This is a genomic window from Streptomyces sp. NPDC006872 (assembly GCF_040635845.1).
Classification (GTDB): domain Bacteria; phylum Actinomycetota; class Actinomycetes; order Streptomycetales; family Streptomycetaceae; genus Streptomyces.
This window is the reverse complement of sequence record NZ_JBEYIL010000002.1, coordinates 619370-639443: the sequence shown is the minus strand read 5'-3', so window position 1 is coordinate 639443 and position 20074 is coordinate 619370. Positions and strand designations below refer to the sequence as shown.

The 20074-nt window shown below is 69.5% G+C and carries 13 protein-coding genes; 7 read left to right on the top strand and 6 right to left on the bottom strand.

The window, feature by feature from the left end:
* Positions 1–187 precede the first annotated feature (187 nt).
* A complete protein-coding gene (locus ABZ725_RS07860) occupies positions 188–3616 on the top strand; it encodes a hypothetical protein (RefSeq protein WP_358801853.1) in 3429 nt (1142 codons plus the stop codon).
* A gap of 3 nt (positions 3617–3619) precedes the next feature.
* On the top strand, positions 3620–4291 hold the full coding sequence (locus tag ABZ725_RS07855) for a hypothetical protein (protein ID WP_358801852.1): 672 nt from the start codon (positions 3620–3622) through the stop codon (positions 4289–4291).
* A gap of 682 nt (positions 4292–4973) precedes the next feature.
* On the opposite strand, the gene ABZ725_RS07850 is transcribed toward ABZ725_RS07855, so the two are convergent.
* The 4 genes from ABZ725_RS07850 to ABZ725_RS07835 all read right to left on the bottom strand — a co-directional run bounded on the left by ABZ725_RS07850 (position 4974) and on the right by ABZ725_RS07835 (position 11916).
* Positions 4974–6995 carry an ATP-binding protein gene (locus tag ABZ725_RS07850; RefSeq protein ID WP_358801851.1) on the bottom strand — a complete coding sequence of 674 codons (2022 nt, stop codon included), beginning with the start codon at positions 6993–6995 and terminating at the stop codon, positions 4974–4976.
* Positions 6996–7291: 296 nt separating this feature from the next.
* Positions 7292–7972 carry a DUF4255 domain-containing protein gene (locus ABZ725_RS07845; RefSeq protein ID WP_351917942.1) on the bottom strand — a complete coding sequence of 227 codons (681 nt, stop codon included), beginning with the start codon at positions 7970–7972 and terminating at the stop codon, positions 7292–7294.
* Between the two features lie 19 nt (positions 7973–7991).
* The gene (locus tag ABZ725_RS07840) at positions 7992–11147 is read right to left on the bottom strand and encodes an HYR domain-containing protein (protein WP_358801850.1); all 3156 of its coding nucleotides are present in this window, start codon (positions 11145–11147) and stop codon (positions 7992–7994) included.
* Between the two features lie 145 nt (positions 11148–11292).
* The gene (locus ABZ725_RS07835; RefSeq protein ID WP_351917938.1) at positions 11293–11916 is read right to left on the bottom strand and encodes a response regulator transcription factor; all 624 of its coding nucleotides are present in this window, start codon (positions 11914–11916) and stop codon (positions 11293–11295) included.
* A 160-nt stretch (positions 11917–12076) separates the two neighbouring features.
* Between ABZ725_RS07835 and ABZ725_RS07830 the strand changes: the two genes are divergently transcribed.
* A complete protein-coding gene (locus ABZ725_RS07830) occupies positions 12077–13471 on the top strand; it encodes a hypothetical protein (protein WP_358801849.1) in 1395 nt (464 codons plus the stop codon).
* Positions 13472–13544: 73 nt separating this feature from the next.
* On the opposite strand, the gene ABZ725_RS07825 is transcribed toward ABZ725_RS07830, so the two are convergent.
* Positions 13545–14303 (bottom strand): DUF4157 domain-containing protein, encoded by a 759-nt coding sequence (locus tag ABZ725_RS07825; RefSeq protein ID WP_358801848.1) that lies wholly within the window; start codon positions 14301–14303, stop codon positions 13545–13547.
* A 148-nt stretch (positions 14304–14451) separates the two neighbouring features.
* Positions 14452–15474 (bottom strand): LacI family DNA-binding transcriptional regulator, encoded by a 1023-nt coding sequence (locus tag ABZ725_RS07820; RefSeq protein WP_358801847.1) that lies wholly within the window; start codon positions 15472–15474, stop codon positions 14452–14454.
* Between the two features lie 417 nt (positions 15475–15891).
* Here ABZ725_RS07820 and ABZ725_RS07815 point away from each other — a divergent pair, with 417 nt between their 5' ends.
* The 4 genes from ABZ725_RS07815 to ABZ725_RS07800 all read left to right on the top strand — a co-directional run bounded on the left by ABZ725_RS07815 (position 15892) and on the right by ABZ725_RS07800 (position 20061).
* Positions 15892–17160: an ABC transporter substrate-binding protein gene (locus tag ABZ725_RS07815; protein WP_358801846.1), complete on the top strand. Its 1269-nt coding sequence runs from the start codon at positions 15892–15894 to the stop codon at positions 17158–17160.
* Positions 17161–17248: 88 nt separating this feature from the next.
* Entirely contained in the window at positions 17249–18121 is an 873-nt protein-coding gene (locus tag ABZ725_RS07810; RefSeq protein ID WP_358801845.1) for a sugar ABC transporter permease, read from the top strand.
* A gap of 38 nt (positions 18122–18159) precedes the next feature.
* Positions 18160–19101: a carbohydrate ABC transporter permease gene (locus ABZ725_RS07805; protein WP_358801844.1), complete on the top strand. Its 942-nt coding sequence runs from the start codon at positions 18160–18162 to the stop codon at positions 19099–19101.
* Between the two features lie 102 nt (positions 19102–19203).
* On the top strand, positions 19204–20061 hold the full coding sequence (locus ABZ725_RS07800) for a glycoside hydrolase family 43 protein (protein ID WP_358801843.1): 858 nt from the start codon (positions 19204–19206) through the stop codon (positions 20059–20061).
* Positions 20062–20074 lie beyond the last annotated feature (13 nt).

Genomic DNA, 20074 nt, shown 5'->3' with positions numbered 1-20074 from the left:
GGCACGAACCAGAACACTTGCGGCCATGAAGGCGGCGCCGGACAAAAAGACCAGCGCGAGGACCAGCGCGGCACCGGCCCACCAGGCGGCCCCTGCCCAGGCCCGGGCCACGGTCGAGGAACCGACCTCGCCCCTCGCGGCCTCGGGGCCGGAGAGCGCCCCTCCAGCGGGCCTCACCCCGCAGCAGTTGCGTCTGCTGCAGGCAGGGGCGGGGAACGCGGCGGTGGCCCGGCTGGTCGTGCAGCGCCAGGCGGCGGGTGCGCCTGCCGCGGACGCCCCGGCTCCGCCGGTCAAGACGCCGCCGTCCGCGTCGCCCGCCTTCCAGAACCTGAAGTCCGAGGTGCGGGTCAAGAAGACCGCGGCCTCCCGGCACGCTCCCGCCGCGACGGAGTCGAAGGCCGCACAGAACGCCGCCGTCGCCCCGCCGGACGACAAGCAGGCCCAGGGCAAAGCCGCGCAGGCCGAGAAGATGAACGCCGCCAAGCCCGGCGTGTTCGACAAGGCCGGGTTCATCGCCGCCGTCAACCAGGCCATCGCCGCGCAGGCTCCGAAGAACCTCGACGAGGCCGACAACTTCTCCGGGTCCGGCAAGGCGGAGGCGGTCAAGGGCCAGGTCAGTGGCCAGGTCAGCCAGGGCAAGGCCGCCTCGGCCAAGGAGATCGACACCGCCACGAAGGCGGGACCGGACCTGTCCAAGGCCCAGGACAAGCCGGTCACCCCGCTCACCCCCGACACTCCCCCGCCCGCCCCCGGCGCCCCGAACCCGGCGGGTGCGGTCCCCGCCACGCAACCGGACGCGGTCACCGACTTCTCCGGCGGTCCGCAGCAGGTCGACCAGCAGATGGCCGAGGCCGAGGTCACCGAGGACCAGCTCGCCAAGGGCAACGAGCCCCAGTTCACCGACGCCTTGGCCGCGAAGAAGGAGGGCGAGCAGCACTCCGCCGCCGCCCCCGGCGCGGCCCGCGGCGCCGAGGCCAAGCAGCTCGCCGCCGCCAAGCAGGGCGCGGCGGCCACCGGCGCCCAGGCGATGACCGGTCTGGCCGCCGCCCGGACCGCCACCGGCAAGCAGGTCGACGGCGGCAAGGGCGCCGCCAAGTCCGCCGACGAACGCAAGCGCGCGGAGGTCACCGCCCGTCTGCAGAAGGTCTTCGACACCACCAAGACCGATGTGGAAAGCACGCTGTCGGGTCTGGACAAGCTGGTCGACGAGAAGTTCACCACGGGCGAGAAGGCCGCGCGGGACGCGTTCACGGCCGACCACAAGCGCCGGATGGACGCCTACAAGGACAAGCGGTACTCCGGCTGGACCGGCAAGCTCAAGTGGGTCAAGGACAAGTTCGCGGGCATGCCGGAGGAGGCCAACCAGCTCTTCCAGGAATCACGCAAGCTCTACGTCGCGCAGATGCAGCAGGTCATCTCGTCCATCGCCGATGTCATCGGCACCGAGCTCGGCAGGGCCAAGGACCGTATCGCCAAGGGCCGTGCCGAACTCAAGGCCGAAGTCGACCGACTGCCCGCCGATCTGAAGAAGTTCGGCCAGGACGCGGCCAAGGACTTCACGGAGAAGTTCGACGGACTGGAAGCCGACGTCAACGCGAAATCGGACCAGCTCGTCCAGGACCTCGCGCAGAAGTACACCCAGGCCGTGAACGCGGTCGACGACGAGATCAAGAAGCTCCAGGACGAGAACAAGGGCCTCATCGCCAAGGCCAAGGACGCCGTCGTCGGTGTCATCCAGACCATCATCGAGCTGAAGAACATGCTGCTCGGTGTCCTGGCGAAGGCCGCGACCGCGGTGATGAACATCATCAAGGACCCCATCGGGTTCCTCCGCAACCTGGTCACCGCCGTCGCCGCCGGCCTTCACCAGTTCATCGGCAACATCACCGAGCACCTCAAGAAGGGCCTGATCTCCTGGCTGTTGGGCACCGCCGTCAGCGCGGGGCTGGCCCTGCCCGCCAAGTTCGACCTCAAGGGCATCATCCAGCTCATCGGCGGCATGCTGGGGCTGACCTGGGCCAACATCCGTGCCCGCATCACCCGCAAGGGCGTCCCCGACCAGGCGGTCACCGCGGCCGAACAGTCCGTGCCCGTCGCGCAGGCCCTGCAGAAGGAGGGCCCGGCAGGCGCGGTCGAACACATCAAGGCCTCGGTGGGCGACCTGAAGTCCACGATCCTGCAGAAGCTGACCGCCTATCTGATCCCCACCGTCATCGTCGCCGGCATCACCTGGATCGTGTCCCTCCTCAACCCGGCGTCGGCCTTCATCCGCGCGGTCAAGGGCATCATCGACATCGTCACGTTCGTGGTGACCCAGGGCGCCCAGATCATGCAGTTCGTCAACTCGGTGCTGGACGCGGTCATCGCCATCGCCGGCGGCGGCCAGGCCGGCGTCCCCGCCCTCATCGAGGGCGCCCTGGTCGCCTCCATCCCCGTCCTCATCGGCTTCCTGGCCGCCCTGCTGGGCGTCGGCAACCTGGCCAACAAGGTCAAGGAGGTCTTCCACGCGGTCGCCAAGCCGGTCAGCAAGGCGATCGACAAGATCGTGGACTTCATCGCGAAGGCCGCGAAGAAGCTGTGGGGCAAGGTAAAAGGGAAATCTCCCGCAAAGAATGACCCTCGGACATCAGCCGGAACACCAAAGAACAGCTCGACGGCTGCACTGGGGGAAGCGATGTCACTGGTCAAGCCCGGCGCAACCGTCGAGGAGATCAAGAAGGAACTTCCCGGAATCCGCCAAAAATACACCCTACGCACCCTCACACTCATCATCGACCGCACCCAAGACACCAAGACCGAAATTCATTTTCGAGCCGTCAATAGCCCTGGAATAGACAGCCCAAAGCAGACAGTCGACAATAGCGATGCAGGCGACGAGGAGGTTCGCCTGATCGACGACGGAAAAACGTCTGCGGACGACCGCAAGCAGCTACTCGCTGACGCCCGAAGTTTGATACAGAACGAAGCAGTAGTGCAAGCCGTACTGAATACATTTCGCACAAACCCCAGCAAGAAGAACATATTCGTATTCAAATCGATAGTCAGCAAGAAACTGGTCAACGGCTACCGCATCGACAAGAATATGGCCGGCCAGGAACTGCGGATGCACTACTTCGGCCTCCACATCGAGCAGACAGCGAAGGTGGAAGGGGTGCAGAGGGCAGGAAAATCGGGTGGCTCTATAGGGTCTGCGTACGTAAAGCCCATGGACATCAACGGAGACACTCCCGTACCGTCCTTGGCGCTCGACTTCTACGTGACTCCCAGCATCGAAAAGGCAGGAATCCGCGGCGTTGGCACTCAGTTGTTCAAGATCTCAGCTGATCATTTCCGCACTCAGCACAAGGCGGTCGCCGGCGAGTGGTTCACCTTCGACTGGTACAAGTCAGACCAGTTGGGACGCCCCGCCATGTCCACCAACTTGGTAAAGTACATAGAAGCGAGAAAAAACAAGCTGCCACCCGCAGAGGCAGTAAAGGAAACCTGGACATACAAGCGAGCCCGGGAGATCTATGGCGACGTCGACCTGCAGGTGGATGTCGAGGAGCTGGCAGACATATTCAACCCGCCTCCCAATACCCAGATCGTCAAGGTCCGAATGAAACCGCGAGCGTGAGCAATGGAAGTCCAACTCTTCGACGGCGAAGGCAGATTTATTTTTCGCATCAAGTTGTCCGAAAAGATTTGGCCCACCGTACGTCACGCTTTCCAAGATATGTCGATCACACTCGATGGCGAGCCGACAGCAAATTGGGACTGCGAATTCGCGCCGAATGTGACAGCTGGACTGCTGCGGGATCTCGAGGGAATACTGCTGCAGTATCGCGACCGCGCATTGGCCAGAAAGCGCGTTGGAAATTTCGGCGAAGTGACCGAGACCATCCTAGGTGAAAATCTATGGATCGATCCAAGGCATCCGGAGGACCAAGAGCTGCAGAGGTTGAACCTCCTCTTCGTTGCACTGCGCGATACCATCGAATCAGACCAACGGGTACATCTATTCACCATGCCTCACCTGGGTTCGATCGAGCACAGACTCGCCTGGCTACTGAGGGAAAATCCACAGGGGGTTCTTGAGCCAGACATTGCAGCACTCCTTTTCCGCTCTTTCCAGCAGCTTCAGGATGCCACCACCAATGAGCACATCAAAAGCTCACTCCGCCGCGACGCAGAGAAAATCACAGATACCCTCGAACAATCGATTCGTCTACTGATCAGCTGGCAACTCGCCCACCACTCACAAATCGGCGCGCTACAGGCAACCAAGAAGCTCGAGGTTGTCCTGATATAGAAACCGACACAGATCAGAGACTGCGCGCTTGCGCATTCCGTGCCGGTAGAGCACTTTCTGGCCGGGTGCAGGTTGTGTTCCAGGGGGCCGGTGTCGGTGGAGCGAACTCTCAGCCCGCCAATCGGCGAGACCGGAGCAGGAGTTGCGGCTTGGTCCTGCGGCGCACAGCTTCACCGGAGACCAGTGGTGCACGCCGAAGCGGGTCAGGAGCTGATCAGCCGGCTCTTCCACGTCGGCCACACGGTCCAGGGTGTGTGGAACTGCTCATACGTCACGGGTCGTCGTGCCAGGTGCCGGGGTGCCAGGCCGTCGAGCGGAACGAGGCGGCAGCCAGGCCCTGCCGGTGGTGTGGATCAGGCGGTCGGCGAGCCTGTCCGGGACCGGTTCAGGCCGGGGGCGTTCAGGGAGCGCCGGGTCCCCGGCCAGGCGACCCAGACGTCGGAACACCTCGCCGAGCCGCCGAAACCCAGCGGAATGCAGCCAGCCACGGCGGTTCCCAGCGTGTCTGTCGTTGGATGGCATCCGGCCCTGGTTCACGTCCTCCAACGGCAGTCCTGGGACCTGCTGCCCCTGGGACTGCCCTCCCACCGGCGTCGCGGCCACGGCAATGTGGCGGGTGCGCTCGGTGCCTTACCCCATCACTGGTGAGCCGTGAGTGCGCCAGCGCTTGTCCCCCATCCGGTCACGCGACGAGCAGGTCCATGTACTGGCCGAATTCGCTGGCCAGCGTCAGTCGGCCCAGTTTTTGGTATTCGCGTTGGACGGCGTGGATCAGCTGTCGCATGGTCAGCGGTGAGCCGGCCTCGGCGGTGAGGTAGGCGGCTGTGACGGCGATGGAGCGGATGTTGCCGCCGGCGAGTTCGAAGGAGGTGGCGCAGAAGGGGAGGTCGAGGTCGCCTGTGCCGGGGAGGAGGGGGGCCAGGCAGCGGTCCCAGAGAGCGAGGCGCTGCTCGGGGTCGGGGACGGGGAAGTCGACGACGAGGTCGAGGCGGCGGGTGAAGGCGTCGTCGAGGTTGGCGCGGAGGTTGGTGGCGAGGATGGCCAGGCCGTCGAAGGACTCCATGCGCTGGAGGAGGTAGGCGCTCTCGACGTTGGCGTAGCGGTCGTGGGCGTCCTTGACCTCGGAGCGTTTGCCGAAGATCGCGTCGGCCTCGTCGAAGAGGAGGACGCCGTTCACCCCGGCCGCTTCGGAGAAGATGCGCTCGAGGTTCTTCTCCGTCTCGCCGACGTATTTGTCGATCACGGTCGAAAGGTCGACGGTGTAGAGGTCGAGGCCGAGGTCGGCGGCGATGACCTCGGCGGACATGGTCTTGCCGGTGCCGGAGTCGCCCGCGAACAGGGCGACGACGCCCCGGCCGCGGGCGCCGCCGGGGCGCATCCCCCATTCGCCGAGGACACGGTCGCGGTGGCGGGCGCGAGCGGTGAGTTCGCGGAGCTGGGCGAGGGTGTCAGGAGGGAGGACGAGGTCGTCCCAGCCGACGGCGGGTTCGATGCGGCGGGCGAGGAGGTCGAGACCGGCGGAGTTCTGGGCGCGGGCGCCGCGGCGTACGTGATCGGGGCGCAGTTCGGCGTCGTCCAGGAGCGCGTTCTGGGCGGCGCTTCGGGCTGCCCGGGTGATCTGTTCGGGGGTGAGGAGGAAGGGGGCCAGGAGGTTCGGGATGTCGAGGGCGGCGGGCGCGGAGGTGCCGTACGCGGCCTGCCACAGCTCGGCTCGTACGGTCGGCTCGACGCGCGGGGCGCGCAGCAGCAGGGGCGGACGGGTGGACCAGGCGGCGTCCCACGGTATGCGGCCGACGAGGACGACGGGGACCGGGGTGTCCGTCAACTGCCGTAGCAGCGCGGCCCGTTCGCGGTCCCGGTCCAGGGCGTCGACCGGGGCGCAGACCAGACCGGCGCCGGTCAGCCGGGCCTCGCGCACGGCGGTGCGCACGGCGTCCACGGGGGCCGGGTCGCGGGTGAGTCGGGCCAGGTCCAGGGCGAGGGCGGGGCGTCCGGCCAGGGCGAGAGCGGTCGCGGCGAGGGCCGGGCCGGCGCCGCCCTGGTCCTCGCGCAGGTAGGCCAGGGGAACCTCGGCCGCGAGGGCTCGGGCCAGCGGGGCGGCGTCGCCGACGCCGGGCACGGGCGGGGCCGGGGTCAGCAGGTCGACGACCCGGGGGTCGGGGGTGTCGTCGCCGAGCAGGTGCGCGGTGATGCGGTCCGGTACGCGCAGGGCGCGCCCGAGGAACGGGCGGTCCGGGTCGTCGATCAGCAGCAGACCGCCGGAGAGCAGGGGCGCGGTGGCGCCGAGGCGGGCGCGGGCGGAGGCGTCCGCCGGGGACAGTCCGCACAGCGCCAGAGCCAGGCCGATGGACGGGCGGCGCCGGGTGACGTCGTCGTTGAGATAGCCGTAGAACGCTTCGAACCGGGCGTCGAGATCGGGCAGAAGGGCGATGAGCAGGATCTCGACGTCGAGGTCGGTCAGGGCGAGGCCGGCCGCCAGGCGGCGCAGGCTGGTGGGCGGGTCGGCGGTGTCGGCGCGCGTCTCGGCCTCGGCGTGCCGGTCGGTGTCCGTGCGGTCGGGGGCGGCGGGCCGGGGCGGCGTGTTCAGGAGGCGGTCGACGGCGTCGTCGGTGAGGTAGAGGCCCCGGAAGGCGTCGTCGGGGTTGGGGTCGGTCTCCCTGCGGGCGGCGACGGCGCGGCGTACGCGTTCCTCGACGAGGACCACCCGGTCCAGCAGGTGGCGAAGGCTGGGGTTCTCGGCGATGGGATGCTCCTCGCTCCGCTCGGTGGGTGCGCCGGGTGGGGTGCCGCGGGTCGTGCGTGGTCGGCCGCGCGGTCCCCCACGTCCGTCAGGGGGCGCGGGGCCGTGCCGCGTCTCGGCACGGCACCGCGTGCGGCACTTGGCCGGCGCCGACGGCGCTCGGGGTCAGCCGGGCCGCGCCGCCGCCGGGGCACGCCGTCCCGAGCCCGCGCCGGATCCCCCCGGGGGTCCTGACCACCGGGGCGCTCGGCGGCCCGTGCTCATTCGCGGACGCGCCGGACCCGCGCCGGCCGCGGGCGACGCGCCGCCGGGTCGTCCGCAGCGTCGGCTTCCCGCGCTCCGGTGGGGCCCTGGCCGGTGCGCCGGGTGTCCTCCATCCCGAGCCGCAGGCCGCCCTCCTCGGTGACCGGCGGCGCCGCCGGAGCGACCCCGGTGCCGACGAGGGGGAGGCTGATGACGAGGTCGAGGGAGGGCTTCAGCTCGCCGCCGAGCGCGCTCCACACGTCCGCGAACGCCCGGTCCTCGGGGGGCGGCAGCGCGATGGTCATCGGCACCGACAACGGAAGCCCGGCCAGTGAGCCGGTCATGTGCTCGGTGGGCATGGCGTCGCTGCTCAGCAGGCACAGCAGCAGGGACGACAGCAGGCGGTGTTCGTCCTCGGGGCGCCGGGTCCAGGCGGTGATCAGGTAGGACAGCTTGAAGTACCGGGGCGGGCGGTGCCGGGCGATGACGGTGCCGCGCTCGTCGTACTCGTTGGACAGGCCGCGGGAGCGGCGGCGCATGTCCTCCCGGATGTCGTAGAGGTAGAGGTTGACGGTGGGGGCGTTGACCTTGGCCGCCCACTCGCGGGTGGGTGCGTCGAACATGACGCTGACCTGTGTGCCGCTCAGGGCGTCGTTCCGGACGAGGGCGCGCAGTGCGTCGTCCACCTCGTGGATCACGGTTCCTCCTCCGGCGTTCTCATCCGCGGCCGATGAAGTCGGGTGGCTGGAGGCTGCGGGGCACGACGAGGACCTGTGGGCCGGTGACCGGGTCGTATCCGGGTCCTGTGGCGTTGAGCAGCCGTGGTCCGGTCCGGTCCTTGCGCAGGACGAGGACCTGGGTGCGGAACGTTCCGTCGGCGCCCACCCGTACCGGGACCGTCGCCGCGGTGATGCCCTGGCTCCACTTCAGTTGTACGACGGTGCCGGCCGGGAAGTCGCGGCCCTCGGCGAGGACGACGTCGCCGAGCCGGGCGACGGCGGGCCCGGCGGTCAGCACGGGCTTGAGGACGCGGAGCGGGCGCGTGTCGGTGTTGTTGGCGACGCGCGGGTCGGTCGGCGTGCCGACGACCCGGCCGGTGAGGGTGCCGCTGACGGCCTTGTCGTAAGAGAGCCGGGTGGTGACCTGGATCCGGGCGCCGGCCGCCAGGGTGCAGGGGAGGCGGGCGGTGCAGCGGTCCTGGAGGCTCACCATGGTGACGGGACCGGGTATCCCGGGGGTCAGGACGATGTTCGCGGCGGGGTCCGGTCCGGCGTTGGTGAGGGTGAACGTCGCCGTGACGGTGCCGCCGGTGAAGGCGGGCTGCGGGTTGACGGCGGCGGTCACGGCGACATCGGCGGAGGGCGCGACCGGCACGGGCGGGATCAGGACGACGGTCACGACGGCGGTGTCGCGGCCGGTGTTGCCGGCCTTGTCGGTCGCCGTGCAGGTGACGGTCGTCTTCCCGAGCGGGAAGTTCGACCCGGAGGGCGGGGTGCAGGTGGTGGGCAGGGTGCCGTCGACCACGTCCTGGGCGGTGGCGGTGTACGCGACGGGGACGCCGTCCGGGCTGAGGGACCGCACGGTCCGGTCGTCCACCTGGACGACGGGCAGGCCGTCGTCGACGACGGTGAAGACGGCGGTGTCGGTGCCGGTGTTGCCGGCGGCGTCGGTCGCGGTGCAGGTCACGATGGTCTCGCCGAGCGGGAAGGTGGAACCGGTCAGGGGCGTGCAGGTGACGGCCAGGGGTCCGTCGACGAGGTCCTGGGCGGTGGCGGTGTACTCGATCACGGCGCCGTCGGGCCCGGTGGCCGGCTCGGTGCGGTCGTCCACGGTGACCACGGGCGCGGTCGTGTCGACGACCGTGATCTCGGCGGTGTCGGTGCCGGTGTTCTCGTGTGCGTCCGTCGACGTGCAGGTGACGGTGGTCTTGCCGACCGGGAAGGTGGAGCCGGGGGGCGGTGTGCAGGTGACGGTCGTCGGGCCGTCCACGATGTCGACCGCGGTGGCGGTGTACTCGACGGCCGCGCCGGCGGGACCGGTGGCCTCCACCGTCAGGTCGTCGACGGTGACGACGGGCGGGGTGGTGTCGACGACGGTGACGACGGCGGTGTCCTTGCCGGTGTTCTCGCGGGAGTCCGTCGCCGTGCAGGTCACGGTCGTCGCGCCGATCGGGAACACCGAGCCCGACGGCGGCTCACAGGTGACCGGCACCGTCCCGTCGACCGTGTCCTGCGCCGAGGCGGGGTACTCCACGACCGCGCCTGTGGGGCCGGTGGCCTCCGCGGTGGTGTCCTCGACGGTGACCAGGGGGCCGGTCGAGTCGGTCACCGTGAACTCGGCCGTGTCGCGGCCGGTGTTGCCGGCGGCGTCGGTCGCCGTGCAGGTGACGGTGGTCTTACCGATGGGGAACGTCGAGCCGGAGGGCGGCTCGCACACCGTCTTGACGTCGCCGTCCACGATGTCCGTGGCCGTGGCCGGATACGTGATCACGGCGCCGTCGGGACCGGTCGCCTCGGCGGTGCGGTCGTCGACGCTCACCACCGGCGCGGTGGTGTCGACGACGGTGAACACGGCCGTGTCGCGGCCGGTGTTGCCGGCCTTGTCGGTCGCCGTGCAGGTGACGGTCGTCTTCCCGAGCGGGAAGCGCGTCCCGGAGGACGGCAGGCACGACACCGGGACGGCGCCGTCGACGTTGTCGCGCGCGCTGGCCGGGTAGTCGATGACCGCGCCGTCCGGGCCGGTGGCTTCCACCGTGCGGTCGTCGACGGTCACCACCGGGGCGGTCACGTCCTTGACGGTGATGCGGATCTGTTCCCGGTAGGCCGGTTCGGCGGTCGGGCCGAGGAGGAACTGGACCGTGCAGGACAGTGTGGAGCCCTGCGGCGCGTCCGGGGCCACCGTGATCCGCTCGCTGAAGGAGGCGGTCTGGCCGCTGGTCACCTGGACGCTCGTCGGCGAGAGGGAGACGCCCAGCGAGGGGTTGCAGTCGACGAGTCGGTGGCTGACGACGACGGGCAGGTTCGTCAGGCCCTGGACGATGGCGTTCGACACATCGCCCGCGTTGATGCCCTGGAGGTACGTGCCGCCGGTGGCCTGGGTGACCTGTCTGGCCTGGCCGGTCTGGTCGAGTCCGTTGCCGCCGACGCCGACGGCGAGGACCTTGACGCCGGTGCTCTGGAGGGTCTTGACGACGTCGGCGAACCGGCGTCCGTTGCTGGGGTCGTGGGTGGGGGCGTCACCGACCAGGACGACGATGGGGCTGGCGCCGTCCCTGAACGGGTTCCGGCCGCCGGCTCCGGTCGCCACCTCGTGGAGCGCGTTCCCCCAGTCCTCCGGCGTGTCGCCGCCGCCGGAGGCGGTCAGGGCGTTCACGCCGCGCTGGATGGCGGCGCGGTCGGCGGTGAATGCCTGGTGCAGCATGAAGAGCCGGCTTCCACCGCCCACGTCGCCGAAACTGGCGACGGCGAAACGGGAGTCGGGCTGCACGCCGAAGACCTGGTTGACGATCGTGGGCAGGTTGTTCTTCACATTGGTGATGACGCTGCCCATGCTCCCCGTGTTGTCCACCAGCAGCACCACGTCCGGCTTGGGCGGCACCGCCGGGGTCTGCACCTGTTTGGCGACGGTGATCGAGGCGCCGGGATTGAGGGACTGCTCCACCAGTGACGGCGTGACCGGGGAGGTCGAGGCCGCCGCCTCCGGGACCGCCGCCGTCGGGGTGGACGGAGAGGAGGACGAAGGGGAAGGGGAGGGCGAAGAGGAGGACGAAGCCGTCGCCCGGGCCTGCGGCGTCGTGTCTGAGATGCCGGCCCCTACCGCGCCGAGCGCGAGGACCGAGGCCATCAGGCCCGCCCTCAGCCGGAACAACCGCACGACTTCCCCTCCCGATCGGCGTCTGCCCAACCGTCCCCGGCGCCGCTCTTCGACGGAGCGGCGCATGGGACACGCGTTTGGGAAGTGCGGTCTGCCCTTCAGGGCAATCCGTCTCTCCCTTCGCCGCCGAGGCGGCGCGGCTTCCTCAGATCAGCCCTTGCCGCAGCGCGTAGGCGACGACGTGCGAGCGGTTGCGCAAGTGCAGCCGGGTGACGAGGTCGTGCAGGATGTTCTTGATGGTCCGTTCGGAGTACGCGAGTTTGGTGGCGATGTCCCCGGTGTCGTACCCCTCGGCGACGAGTCGGACGACCTCGATCTCCCGGTCGGTGAGCCCGCTGAAGTTCAGGCCGCGCGGCGCCAGGACCTGGCTCTGCAACTGGCCGACCTGCTCCAGCAAGCGGCCCAGCAGGTCCGCGGGAACGCTTCCCTCTCCCCTGGCCACGGCGTTGATCACCTGCACCAGCCGTTCCGGCGTCGCCTCGGACCGGCGCAGGACGCCCGCCACTCCGCACTCGGCGGCGCCGACCAGTTGCTGATCGTCGATGCGGGTGGCGACCAGCGCCACCCGGGCGGCGGTCGTCCGCCGGATGTGGCGCAGGGTCCGCAGCGACTCCTCGTCTATGGTGTCGACGACGACCACCACCACTGCGGCGGCCGGTTCCTCCCCCTCCTCCTGCAGCCGGATCTCCGGCCGAGGCCGCAGTTGGGTGGCGACCCCCGCTCTGGAGATCGGGTCATCTGCGCGCAGGCACACAACTATCCGGTCCACACCAGTCTCCCCCCTGGTCGAGCGCATCGCGGCGCGTCGAGCAGTATGCGGCAGGCGACTCCACGCAAAGTCAACAAGGCGTCAATGGGCACCTCAGCTTCCCGAAAGTCTTCCTGTCAGGCCCCTGCCGACCGATACCGCCGGCCTTATTGTGCCGATCATGACAACTGCGGCGAGCCTGGACACGACCGCTGTGACCGCCGAGCCTGGTGGGCTGATCCAAGTCCCCCTTCAGGTACGCAACTCCGGCAGCACGGTGGAGGAGTATCGCTTCGAGGTCGTGGGCCCGGCAGCGGCCTGGGCGACCGTCGAACCAACGAGCCTTTCGCTGTATCCGGACAGTACGGGCACGGCGGTTCTGGCATTGAGCCCGCCCCGAAGCCCGGATGTGCCGGCCGGGGACCTCCCGTTCGGCGTGCGGGTGGTGCCCACCAGCGCCCCCGACACGGCGGTGGTCCCCGAGGGCGTCGTCACGGTCCTGCCGTTCGCCGAGATCACCGGGGAGCTCGTGCCCCGCGGATTCGACGGCGCCTGGCGCGGCCGTACGGACGTGGCCATCGACAACCGCGGCAACATCCCGATGACGGTGCAGCTGGCGGCCCAGGGCGACAGTTCCCGGGTGCGGCTGGGCTTCGCCCGGGAGACCGTCGAGCTGCCGCCGGGTGCGGCCGAGCTGACACGGCTCACCGCGCGTCCGGCGCGGCGGCTGTGGCGCGGTGCTCCCGTCGTGCATCCCTTCCAGGTGGTGGCGAATCCCACGGGCGACGCGCCGCACGAATCGGTCGCTCTGGACGGCACCTACCAGCAGGACGCGATACTGCCGCGCTGGCTGCCGCGCGCCCTTGTGGCGGTGGTGGCCGCAGCGGCGGCCCTGGCCATCGTGTGGTTCGCCCTGCTGCGCCCGGTGGTGCGGTCGGCGGCGCGGGAGGAGTCCCAGAAGCAGGTGGCCGCCGTGCTGTCGCCCAGCCCCGGGGCGTCCGGCGCGGCGAGCGGCGGTGGCTCGTCCGGTGCGTCGGCGGGCTCCTCCGGAACCGGACAGGACGCGGCGGGCGGTGGCTCACCGAGCTCCGGCGCCGCGGCGGGATCGAATGCCGGAAGCACCGGCGGGGGCTCGGGCGGATCGGGCAGCGGAAGCGGCACCGGGGGAAGCGGGGGCGGAGGTGCGGTGGATCCGCGCAGTGCTCAGACCGGGGTCAAGGACTCGGTGGGCGGCGGCTCGACGGCCGACACGGTGTACCGCGTCCCGGCCGGTCAGGTGTTCGACCTGACAGACCTTGTGGTGCAGAACCCGCAGGGCGACTCCGGCACCGTCGTCATCGCCGCCGGCAGCCGGACTCTGCTGACACTGGCGCTGCAGAACTTCCGTGACCAGGACTACCACTTCGTCACCCCGATCGCGGTGCCCGCCGGGGGACGGATCACCATGACGGTGACCTGCAGTGAGGTGGGACGGCCGGTGGGCGGTCCGACGCCGTCCCAGTGCGACGAGTCGGTGCTGGTCGGCGGGACGCTGCGGGGGGCGCCCAGCGCGAGCCCGTCGCCCTCCGCGGCCTGACCGTGCGTTCGGGCAAGCGGGGTTGAGCCGGCTGGATCAGGCCCCCGGGCATGAGCCCGGGGGCCCCTGCCGGTCATTCCTCGCCGGACTCCTCCTGCTGCTCCTCCTCGGACCGCTGGACGAACAGCCCCTGTACGTCGGCGGGTTCCTCCTCCTCGGACTCCCGCTGGACCATCGCGGACGGCCCGGGTGCGGCCACCGCCCCCTCCGTGGCCTGTGCTGCCGGGGTCGGGGCGGACATGACACGGTCGGCATTGGCGCTGGCCTCCCGCTCATACCGGTCCGAGGGGTCGCTGACCCGGATCCCACCGGGTGCCGTGGTCCCGTCGACCGGGCCGCTGCGCTGCTGCATCACATGGGTCAGCTCATGGGCGAGCGTCGTACGCCCGGCATGGGACGACGGGTCGTAGGCATCGCGCTGGAAGACGACGTTGTTGCCGACGGTGTAGGCGTGCGCGCCGACCGACTTCGCGGACTCGTGCGCCGCGTCGCCCGTGTGCACCCGCACGTCGGAGAAGTCCGCGCCGAGCTTGTCCTCCATGTCGGAGCGGACGTCGGCGCCGAGGCTCTGCCCGGAGCCGGACCCGACGACTTCGTGCACGGGTGAGCGCTGCGGCGCGGGGGACTCCTCGTCCTGCTCCCGCTGCAGCATGGCGCCCACCGCACTGTTGCCGACGGCACGCTGCAGCGTGCCCATGCCGGACGGGCCCAGAACATCGGGGCGGCCTGCGGCTGCCGCTTTGAACAGCCGCGAGTCGTCGGTCTGGGACTGCCTGTGGCCGGCTTGCTGGTGGTCGTCGTCGTGCTCGTGGTCATGTACGTGGTCGGGCATTTTCAGCTCCCTGGAACGTCCATCGGCAGACCTCTCTCACTCTGACACTGCCTCAGCGTGCCCGCCCGGTACAGGCATGCGGCTGCCTACGGGAGTGCAGCCGCAGCTGCCCGATGAGGCAACCGTCGCCCAGGGGCCGGGTTCGGGGTCACGCCGCGGCGTCGCCGGGCGGCGGGGCGGTGGAGTTGCGCAGCACGAGTTCGGTGCCGACCTCCATGTGCTCCATGAGCAGCTTCTGCCCTTCGATGAGGGACAGCAGCGCGCGGGCTGCTTTCTGCCCCATGTCGTGCAGCGGCTGACGCACGGTGGTGAGCCCTGGAAAACTCTGTGCCGCCTGCGGAAGGTCGTCGAAGCCGACGACGGAGAAGTCGGTGGGTACGTCGAGGCCGCAGGACCGGGCCGCGTCGACCGCGCCGAGTGCCATCAGGTCGGCGCCGGCGACGATCGCGGTGGGGCGGTGTTCGGTGATCAGACGTGTGGCGGTGCGAAAGCCGCTGGCGTAGGAGAAGTCGCACGAGGCGACCAGTCGTTCGTCGACTTCCAGGCCGGCGAGTCGCATCGCGTCCTCGAAGCCCTGGAAGCGGATGGACGTGCTTTCGAGGTCCTCCTCGCCGCGGAGGTAGGCGATCCGGGTGTGGCCGAGGTCGAGCAGGTGCTGCGTGCCCTGACGCATCCCGTGGTAGTTGTCGACGGTCAGCCGGGGCAGCGGTACGGCCAGGCGGCGGGGGTCGATGATGACGCAGGGCAGCTTCTGCCGACGCAGCAGCTCGACCGTCTCGTCCTCCAGTACGGGGGCGATCAGCAGTACGCCGTCGACGAGGCCACGGGTCAGGAACTCGATGCGGTCCTTCTCGCGCACCGCGTCGTGGTACGAGGCGTTGACGAGCAGTTCCTGCTCGGCACTGGCCAGCTCGTCGGCGACGCCGCGGAGGATCTCCAGGCCGTACTGGCTGGTCAGATCCAGGGCGATGAGTCCGATGAGCCCGCTGCGGCCGTTCTTGAGGTTGCGGGCCGAGACGTTCGGCCGGTAGCCGAGTTTCCCGGCCACCTCCATGACGCGGCGTCGGGTCTCCTCGGAGGCTCCCGGCTTGCCGTTGACGACGTTGGACACGGTCATCGCGGAGACGCCGGCCTCCTCGGCCACCTGCGCGATGGTCACCCGCCCTGCCACCCGAACTCCTTCTGCCCGATCTCGGCCACCCGGCACGCGCAGACTTTAGAGCCTGGTCTTCGTCGCGCCAGCCACATACTCAGGAAAACTTTAACGATAAGTTGCACACGGGTCAACGGAACCTCCAGCGAGAGCACGGTTCGGCCCCGCGAACAGGGTGGACGTGACGGGCTTGCACGGAAAGCCCGGAAGATACGACCCCTCGCGCCAGGCGGGTCGGCCACGGAAAGTTACGTATAGATGTCGGCTAAGTTTTGCGTTACAGTCCCGGCCAACGGCAGGCACCGTTCGCCGCAACTCGGGGCGACCGGCCCTTTTCCACACGTATCAGCGCTGCACCCACACGGCACAGGCTGATCGACTCAAAAACCCCTTCAGACATGACAAGTCGGTCCGTACCGACGGGTGAGGTGTGCAATGAAGCGCTCTGGGAGACGTCTCGCGGTCGCCACCACGGTCGCCGCCATGGCGGTGTCGCTGGCCGCGTGCGGAGGCGGGTCGTCCGGCGCCTCCAGTGACGGCACGGTGACCATCCATGTGCAGGCATGGAAGGGCGGCGGCGCCGAGCCGGCCAACGTCGCGGAGATCAACAAGGCCTTCGAGAAGGCCCACCCCAAGATCAAGGTCGACTTCGAGTACATCACCGCGAACGACACCTACCTGCAGAAGCTCCAGCCGGAACTGCTCGGCGGCAAGGCCGGCGACGTCATCATGGTCGACACGGACAAGATGAAGAAGTGGGGCGCCTCCGGCTACCTCGCCGACCTCTCCAAGGAGTCGTGGGCGAGCAAGATAGCCCCGGACGCCAAGCCCTTCGCCCAGTCCGACGGCAAGACCCTCGCCATGCCGATGGAGCTGATCGGCATCGGCCTGTACGCCAACATGGACCTGCTGAAGAAGGCGGGCGTCACCGAGGTCCCCGCCGACTGGCCGACGTTCCTCGCCGACCTCGCCAAGGTCAAGAAGGCCGGCATCAACCCCATCGCACTGCCCGACAAGTCCGGCTGGACCGGCAGCTCGGTCTTCCAGGCCGCCGGATCGACCAGCGTCTACCAGAAGAACAAGCAGTGGGACGCCGACTTCCTGGCCGGCAAGGCCTCCTTCGACCCCGACTGGTCCGATCCCCTCACCCAGTTGAAGACCCTGGAGGACAAGGGGTACGTCAACTGGAAGAACCAGCTCGGCATCGACGAGTGGTCCCAGGGCTCGCAGGACTTCAGCGCCGGCAAGAGCGCCTTCTGGTACCAGGGCGCCTGGCAGGTCTCCAACGTCAAGAAGGCCGGCTTCCCCGTCTCCTTCGCACCCTGGCCCGGCGGCGGCCAGGGCACCAAGCCCAACGGGATGCTGTTCTCCGGCACCATGTGGGCCGTCAACTCCCAGTCCCAGCAGGGTGACGCGGCACGCAGTTACGTCGACTTCTGGTCGCAGAGCGCGAACCTCGCCCAGTACCTCGACGCCGAGCACGCGGAGTCGCCGTTCACCGGCGGCACGACGCCGGAGAGCACCGAGACGACGGCCTTCACCACCGCGTTCAAGGACGGCCGCTACCGGATCCTGCCGTCCGACTCCTGGTACGGCGCCACCGCCGAGACGGCGATCGGCTCGAAGATCCAGGCCTATCTGCTGGGCACGGAATCCGCCGCGCAGACGCTCAAGGACATCCAGACCGCGGCGTCCGCCAAGTAACCCCGCCCCCTGGTCGGCCGTGGCGGGGGCGAGGTCGGCGGTGCCGCCCGCCCCCGCCACGGCAGTCCCGGGCAAGAGGAGGATCCCCGTGTTCCATCGACGGCGCGCCACGATGGCCGCCTTCCTGCTTCCAGCGATCGTCGTGTACGGCCTGTTCATGCTGTATCCGCTGGCCCGCGGCGTCTATCTGAGCATGACCGACAGCCTGGGCGGCCCGATCGCGAACTTCGTCGGCGCCCAGCAGTACCGGACCATGGCCGACGACCCGGCCGTCACCGCCGCCCTGTGGCACACCGTGCTCTACGCGGTCGTCGTGGTGGTGGCGCAGAACGGCCTCGGTCTGCTCTTCGCGAGCATGCTGTTCCGCCGCCCCAAGGTCCGCCGGGCGCTCAGCGTCGTACTTCTCACGCCGACGTTGATCTCCCCGGTGATGGCCGCCTTCATCTGGTCGTACCTGTTCGCCCCCGAAGGCGGCATCAACGCCCTGCTGGACCTGGTCGGCCTGCACGGCCTCAACCACGTCTGGCTCGGCGACACTTCGACCGCCCTGTACTCGGTGGCCGCGGTCAACATCTGGATGTTCACCGGCTACTCCTGCGCGATCTTCCTCGCCGGCTATATGAACCTGCCGACCGAGCTCCTGGAGGCGGCCGCACTGGACGGGGCCGGCGGCTGGCGGCGCTTCGTCAGCATCGAATGGCCGATGCTCGCCCCCGCGCTCACCGTCAACGTGACCCTGAGCCTCATCGGCTCCCTGAAGGTCTTCGAGTTCCCCCTCGTGCTGACCAACGGCGGCCCCGCCGGAGCCACCGACACCCTGACCCTGCTGGTCTACCGGAACGTCTTCGGCGGCGGGAAGTTCGCCTACGGCGTCGCGCTGTCGGTCGTCCTTCTGGTGACCGTGGTCGTCCTGTCCAGCGCGACCTCGTCCCTGCTCCGGCTCCGTGAGCGACGCATCTGATGGAACCCGACGGAAACGGAAGCTGACGGATCATCACCATGACTTCAGACACCGCGACTTCAGACACCATCGCACCGGACGGCCCGCCGGTGTCCGGCCCCCGGCCCGCCGACCGGCACCCCGACAGTCGTAGGACGGCCAAGGCTCCCCTCGGCCGACGGCGCCGACTGACCGGCGGTCTCGGCACCGTGCTGCTGTGCCTGTGCACGCTGCTGTTCGTCCTGCCGTTCCTCTTCACGGTCGTCACCTCGCTGCGCACCGCCGCCGATGTCGCCCGCTCCCCGCTGGGCATCCCGCACTCGCTGACCCTGAAGAACTTCGCCGACGCCTTCGGCCAGATCCACTACGGGCCCAGCACCCTCAACACCCTGCTCATCACCGGCCTTTCGTGCGTGGCCATCACCGCGATCGGCTCGCTCGCCGCCTATCCGCTCGCCCGGATCACCCAGCACTGGTCCACCGCGGTGTACCGGCTGTTCATCCTGGGCACGTCCGTGCCGGTGTTCGTCGTGGTGGCGCCGCTGTATCTGCTGATGCGCGACCTCGGCCTGCTGGACACCTACGCGGGCGTCGTCCTCATCTACACGGCCCTCAACCTGCCGGTCGCCGTGTTCTTCTACACCAGCTTCATCCGCACGATCCCGGCGGACCTGGAGGAGGCGGCATCGATCGACGGCTGCGGCGCCTTCCGGACGTTCTTCACGATCATCCTGCCGCTGCTGCGCCCGGTCACCAGCACGCTGCTGACCTTCGTCGCCCTGCAGATCTGGAACGACCTGCTGGTCCCGCTGGTGTTCCTGCAGGACCCCGGCAAGCGGACCGTCATGGTCAACGCGTACTCCTTCATCGACCCGCACACCGTGCAGCCGACCACCCTCTTCCCGGCCGCCCTGCTCGGCGTCCTGCCGCTGCTGGTCATCTTCGCCTTCTTCCAGCGCCAGGTGGTCGCCGGTCTGTCCGCCGGCGCCGTCAAGTCCTGACCTCGCCGGTCCGCAGCCCCCTCCGCACCCGACGACCCCACCGTCCGAGGGCGACGCCCCCTGCCCCGACGCACCCCGATGTCCCGGAAGGACCCTCCACCGATGTATGTGGTCTCCTACTTCACCGACGCCGACGAGGCGCTCCACCTGGGCTACAGCCACGACGGCCACGACTTCGTGACCGTGAACGGCGGCCGGCCCGTGCTGCGCGGCACGGTCGGCACCGGCCGACTCCGGGACCCGTTCATCGGGATCGGCCCCGACGGCCTGTTCCATCTGCTGGCCACCGACGGCTGGACGAGCCCCTACATCGTCCACGCCACCTCGGCCGACCTGCTCACCTGGTCGGACCAGGAACTCGTCCCGGTCATGGCCGAGGTGGCGGGCGCCCACAACGCCTGGGCGCCGGAGTTCTTCCCGGACCGCCGCACCGGCCTGTACCACCTGCTCTGGTCCTCGGTCGTCGAGCCCGGCAGCAGCGCCGAGGGCCGCGACTACGAGCACGTCGGCCAGAACCACCGCATCTGGCACTGCACCACCGAGGACTTCAGAACGTACTCGGAATCCGCCCTCTTCTTCGACCCCGGCCACTCGGTCATCGACGCCACCGTGCGAGAGCTGGACGGCGGCGGATTCCTCATGGCCTACAAGGACGAGCGCGGCACCAACGACCTCGCCACCGCGCACAAGGACCTCCACCTGACCACCTTCGAGACCCCCGGCGGCCCGTACGCCGCCTCGACGGGACCGGTCACCCCCTCGGTGGTGGAAGGCCCGTCGATCTTCCGCCGCGGAGACGAGCTGGTCATGATCTTCGACCACTACCTGGAGGGGCGGTACGGAGCGGTCCGCAGCAAGGACGGCGTGGACTGGGAGTCCGTCGCCCTGACGCTGCCGCCGGGCATGCGGCACGCCTCCGTCCTCGAGACACCCGACCTGGCGGCGCTCCCGCCGCGGTGAGACGACCGCGGTC